This window comes from Promicromonospora citrea, assembly GCF_013004695.1.
Taxonomy (GTDB): domain Bacteria; phylum Actinomycetota; class Actinomycetes; order Actinomycetales; family Cellulomonadaceae; genus Promicromonospora; species Promicromonospora citrea.
The window spans coordinates 1-3,599 of sequence record NZ_JABEMG010000236.1; the positions used below are offsets into that span (position 1 = coordinate 1).

Genomic DNA, 3,599 nt, shown 5'->3' on the forward strand with positions numbered 1-3,599 from the left:
GGCCGCCACCGCGAGCGCCTCGCGGACGGCGCGCGCCCACGCCTCGCGAGGCACGTGCCGCAGGTCGGGCACGCCGGGGGCGAGGTCGTAGGTCGCCCGCGAGGGCGCGCGCTCGGGCGCGGGCTCGTGCGGCCCACCGTCCGCCGCCGAACGGACCGTGGTCCGTTCGCGGCGTTCCGACCCCACGGACCCGTCCGCCGTGCCGCCGTCCGCCGTCGCCGCCACCCGCGTCGCCGACCCGGTGCGCGCCTCGAGGACCCCCTTGCCCACGAGGTGCCCGTAGGTCTCGGTGACGACCCAGCGCGAGATGCCGAGGGACTCGGCCAGCGTGCGGCTGGGCGGCAGGGCGGTCCCGGGTGCCAGCCGGCCGGACGCGACGGCCTCGAGCAGCGCGTCCTCGAGGCGGTGCCGCAGCGTGCCCGGTCCCGGAGCGAGCGCGACGAGCACCTCGGCGGCGGGCGACGAATTGGTCTGGTCCGACGGCACGACATTGGACCGTAGCACCAGACCGATCTCTCCCTACCGTGGTGGGTGCCGGGCACGGGAGACACCCGCCGCACCGGTTCGGAGGAGACGACCATGCAGTACCGCACGCTGGACAACGGGCACACGTCGTTCGAGGTGTCCGCGCTGTGCCTCGGCACGATGTTCATGGGGACGCGCACGGACGAGGAGACCTCGTTCGCGATCCTCGACCGCTTCGTCGAGGCCGGCGGCACGTTCATCGACACGGCCAACAACTACAACGCCTGGGTGGGCGGCTACGGCCGCGACTCGGAGGACGTCATCGGCCGGTGGCTCGCCGCGCGGGGCAACCGTGACGAGCTGCGGATCGCGACCAAGCTCGGCGCGGCGAAGAAGGATCCCGCCCTGCCGCTCTCGACCACCCCGCCGACCAACTACCAGGGCCTCGCGGCGGCCACCGTCGACCGCGAGGCGCGCGAGAGCCTGCGCCACCTGGGCACCGACCGCATCGACCTGCTCTACGGGCACGTCGACGACCGCGAGACGCCGCTCGAGGAGACCGTCGGCGCCTTCGGCAAGCTCGTCGACGAGGGCGTCGTCGGCATCCCCGGCATCTCGAACGTCGCCCTGTGGCGGCTCGTCGAGGCGCGGGAGACGGCCGCCCGGCTGGGCGTCGCCCCCTACGGCGCGGTGCAGCAGTGCCACAGCTACGTCTACCCGCGCCCGCAGCCGGTCCGCACCAACTGGGCGACGCCGGAGCTGCTCGACTACGCGGCCTCGACGGGCGCCGACGGCCGACCGGGCCTGACCGTGCTGGCGTACTCGCCGCTGCACCAGGGCGTGTTCGTCCGCGACGACAAGCCGTTCTACGACGGCGCGGACCACGCGGGCTCGCGCGAGCGGGTCGCCGTGCTGCGCACCGTGGCGGCCGAGCTCGGCGCGACGCCGAACCAGGTCGCGCTCGCGTGGCTCCTGGGCGGGGAGCACCCCGTGGTCCCCGTGTTCGGGGCGAGCAGCGTCGCGCAGCTCGACGAGGCGCTCGGCGCGCTGGACCTCGTGCTGGACGACGACGTGCGCGCGCGGCTCGACGCGGTGTGACGGCTCACCACCCGCCGCGGCGCACGACCTCCTCGAGAGGCTTGCGCCGCCGGCGGGTGGGCGAGCCCGTGGCACCGCCCTCGGCCGGGTGCCCCACGGCGACGACACCCGTGATCTCGTACTCGTCCGGGATCCCGAGCTCGGCCCGCACGGCCGGTACCTCCGTGGGCGCCACACCGAAGAAGCAGGCCCCCAGGCCCTCGTCGACGGCGGTCTGCAGCATGAGCAGCGACGCCATGCCGACGTCCACGTGCCAGAACGGGACGGGCCAGCGGGCCTCGTCGAGATCCTCCCAGCCCTTGTCCTTCTCGGCGTAGCGCCGCAGGTAGGCCGCCTTCGACGCGAGCGCGACGATCAGGACGGGCGCCGTGCGCATGCCGGCGATCCACTCGGACAGGTCGCGCTCGGAGGTCTCGGGCGACGAGGCCGCCCAGAACCGGTCCCGGTCCGCGGCATCCTCCAGCACGACGAACGCCCAGCCCTGGCTGAACCCGGCGCTGGGCGCACGCACGGCGTTGCGCGTGATCCGGTCGACGGCCTCGGGCGGCACGGCCTCCCCGGTGAACCGCCGATGCATCCGCCGCCTGCGCACGACCTCCTGGAACTCCATGCGCACATTCTGCCCGCCGCGCGCCGCCGCCGAACCCGACGTTCGGCGTGGCACGAACGAGGTTGTGGCGGCGGCGCGGGGGCGGGAGCGTGGGCGCATGAGTCTTCTGGCGATCGAGCAGGCCGCGCTGCCGCACGGCAACTTCGAGGGATACCTCCACGGCTCGGAGGTCTCGGTGATCTTCGAGCGGGTGGAGCAGGACGGGATCGGACACGACCGGTTCGAGACCGAGTGGCTGGAGTGACGCGAGGCCTCAGCACGTCTCCTGCATCATCAGCACCATCAGGTTCGTCGGGTCGTACAGCGGCTCGTCGGTGGCGTACGGGTAGACCAGGTCGCGGCCCGTGATGCCGATGGTGATCTGCCGCTCGCCGTCCGGCGAGGCGAGGTTGATCGACTGCGTGCCGTACGAGGCGCCGTCGTGCCCGTACAGCCACGCACCCGGCTCGCACGGGTCCGGGACGCGGTACACGCCGAGGCCGTAGTCCGGGAACAGCTCCTGGCCCACGGTCCGCGGATCCAGCATGTCCGCGACGGCGTCCTCGTCCACGAGCCGCCCGGTCAGCAGCGCCTGGGTGAAGTCCGCGAGGTCCTCCGTGGTGCTCGTGACCGCACCGGCGGCGGCGAACAGGCTCGGGTCCCAGTGGTCGAGGTCGTACCAGCCCGCCCCCTCGGGGCCCGTGTACGCCGACTCGTGCAGGAACGGGCCGCGCACTCCCGGGTCGTCCGGGTAGTCGCTGTGCCGCATGCCCGCCGGGGCGAACACGCGCCGCTCGAGCAGGCTCTCGACGCTGCGCCCGGTGACCTCTTCCAGCATCATGCCGAGCACCACGTAGCCCGCGTTGGAGTAGGAGAAGTCCTCCCCCGGCTCGTTCATCCACGGCGCCGACCGCAGCGCCTCGATGTGGTCGGCCTCGGTGACCTCCTGGCCCATCGCCGCGAACACCTCGTCGAACGAGCTCGGGTCGCTGACCCGGGAGGCCAGGATCCAGTCGGTCGCGGTGGGCGCGCCGGACCGGTGGCTGAGCAGCTGCTCGATGGTCACACCGGCAGGCATGACGCCCGGCAGCACGTCCTCGACCAGGGTGTCGAGCGTCCAGGTGCCCTTCTCGACCTCCTGCATGACCAGCGTCGCGATCATCGGCTTGGTGTTGCTCGCCACCCGGAACCGGTCGTGCGGGTGGGCCGGTGCGCGGCCCTCGCGCTCACGCGTCCCCGCGGCGCGGCTCCACGTGCCCGACGGCGTCTCGACGCGTGCCGTGACGGCGATCGCGCCGTCCGCCACGAGGTCACGGACCGCGGCGTCGAGCTCGGGGCCGCCCGGCCGGTCGCCCCGGTGGACGAGGGCGCGGCTGCGGGCGAGGTCCTGCTGCGCGGCCCGGGCGGCCTCGGCCACCGTGGCCGACAGCGTCTCGGGCGCGTCGAG

At 73.9% G+C, this 3,599-nt stretch carries 5 protein-coding genes; 2 read left to right on the plus strand and 3 right to left on the minus strand.

Annotated features, from left to right (window positions below):
- On the minus strand, positions 1-486 hold a 486-nt coding region (locus HLB15_RS22955; RefSeq protein WP_171109009.1), incomplete at its 3' end, for a GntR family transcriptional regulator.
- 93 nt (positions 487-579) lie between these two features.
- Here HLB15_RS22955 and HLB15_RS22960 point away from each other — a divergent pair.
- A complete protein-coding gene (locus HLB15_RS22960) occupies positions 580-1,563 on the plus strand; it encodes an aldo/keto reductase (RefSeq protein ID WP_171109011.1) in 984 nt (327 codons plus the stop codon).
- A gap of 4 nt (positions 1,564-1,567) precedes the next feature.
- Here HLB15_RS22960 and HLB15_RS22965 read toward each other — a convergent pair whose 3' ends face one another.
- Complete coding sequence (locus tag HLB15_RS22965; RefSeq protein WP_171109013.1) at positions 1,568-2,173, minus strand: nitroreductase family protein; 606 nt, start codon at positions 2,171-2,173, stop codon at positions 1,568-1,570.
- A 97-nt stretch (positions 2,174-2,270) separates the two neighbouring features.
- Between HLB15_RS22965 and HLB15_RS22970 the strand changes: the two genes are divergently transcribed.
- Positions 2,271-2,417: a hypothetical protein gene (locus HLB15_RS22970; RefSeq protein ID WP_189086952.1), complete on the plus strand. Its 147-nt coding sequence runs from the start codon at positions 2,271-2,273 to the stop codon at positions 2,415-2,417.
- 9 nt (positions 2,418-2,426) lie between these two features.
- On the opposite strand, the gene HLB15_RS22975 is transcribed toward HLB15_RS22970, so the two are convergent.
- Positions 2,427-3,599: serine hydrolase domain-containing protein (locus HLB15_RS22975; protein ID WP_171109015.1), on the minus strand; the 1,173-nt coding region annotated here is incomplete at its 5' end.

Excerpts from the sequence above, each read along its gene's own strand:
- HLB15_RS22960 (WP_171109011.1), top strand. The coding sequence starts at position 580 with ATGCAGTACCGCACGCTGGACAACGGGCACACGTCGTTCGAGGTGTCC.
- HLB15_RS22970 (WP_189086952.1), top strand. The coding sequence starts at position 2,271 with ATGAGTCTTCTGGCGATCGAGCAGGCCGCGCTGCCGCACGGCAACTTC.
- HLB15_RS22965 (WP_171109013.1), bottom strand. The coding sequence starts at position 2,173 with ATGGAGTTCCAGGAGGTCGTGCGCAGGCGGCGGATGCATCGGCGGTTC.